At 70.8% G+C, this 1,141-nt stretch carries 2 protein-coding genes; both read left to right on the forward strand.

Going from position 1 to position 1,141, the window contains the following annotated elements; genetic code table 11:
* The first annotated feature begins 26 nt into the window (after positions 1-26).
* On the forward strand, positions 27-479 hold the full coding sequence (locus MXD95_RS04050; RefSeq protein ID WP_250639165.1) for a winged helix-turn-helix domain-containing protein: 453 nt from the start codon (positions 27-29) through the stop codon (positions 477-479).
* Positions 480-490: 11 nt separating this feature from the next.
* A complete protein-coding gene (locus MXD95_RS04055) occupies positions 491-1,108 on the forward strand; it encodes a transposase (protein ID WP_250639166.1) in 618 nt (205 codons plus the stop codon).
* Positions 1,109-1,141: the final 33 nt, after the last annotated feature.

Genomic DNA, 1,141 nt, shown 5'->3' on the forward strand with positions numbered 1-1,141 from the left:
GGGTTTAGGTTGGGTAGACCGGTTGTATGAGGTATGCGACGGGTGGCGGGTTGACGCCCGCCGATCAGGTGGAACGTGAGCGGGTCCGGCTGGCCGCAGCCAGCCGGTTCGCCCAGGGTGCGAGCCAGGCCGAGGTCGCCCGGGAGTTCCGGGTGACCCCGAAAACCGCGAGCCGCTGGCACCATGCCTGGACGGTCGAGGGTGAGGCCGGGTTGCGCTCGGCCGGGTCGGGGTCGCGGTGCCGGTTGGACGACCGGGATCTGGCCCGGTTGGAGGCGATTCCGCGTCGTGGTCCGGGGCCGTACGGCTGGGATGATCAGCGGTGGACCCTGGCCCGGGTCGCCGAGGTGATCGACAAAGAGTTCGGAGTGACCTACACCCTGGCCGGGGTGTGGCTGCTGCTGGACCGGCACGGCTGGTCGTGTCAGCTGCCCGCCCGCCGCGCGATCGAACGCGACGACGCCGCGGTCGAGACCTGAACGAAGCGGGAGTGGCCGGCGGTAAAACCATCGCGGCGGCCCAGGACGCCTGGATCTGTTTCCTCGACGAGACAGGACAGGGCCTGAGGCCGCCACGGGCACGGACCTGGGGCCGCGGGGGGCGGACACCGGTGGTGCGGGTACCCGGACGGGGCGGCAACGGCCGGGTGAGCGTGGCCGGGATCGTCTGCTACCGGCCCGGGTGGCGCCCACGGCTGCTCTACCGGGCCCGAGTCTGGCGCGGTGGTGGCGGGCAGAAAGGTATCGGCTGGGCCGACTGCCGGGACCTGCTGGCGGCCGCGCACGCCCAGCTTCCCGGGGGCCAACTGGTACTGGTGTGGGACCGGGTGAACATCCACCGGCAGGGGGAGATGACCACGTTTCCGCGGGAGCACGCCGGCTGGGTGAGCGCGGTGTGGCTGCCGGCCTACGCCCCGGACCTGAACCCCGCCGAAGGAGCATGGTCACAGCTCAAACGCACCGCCCTGGTGCACCTGGCCGCCCGTACCCTCGACGAGGTCCACCAGACGGTCAAACACGGGCTGAAACAGCTGCGGTACCGGCCCGGCCTGCTCCTCGGGTTCCTCGCCGAAACCGGCCTGACCTGGGACGAGCTGCGGTCAACATGACTCTACGCATTAAAGCTCAGTAGGGCTGGGGAT

Origin of the sequence: Frankia sp. AiPa1 (assembly GCF_023243075.1) — a bacterium.
GTDB lineage: Bacteria > Actinomycetota > Actinomycetes > Frankiales > Frankiaceae > Frankia.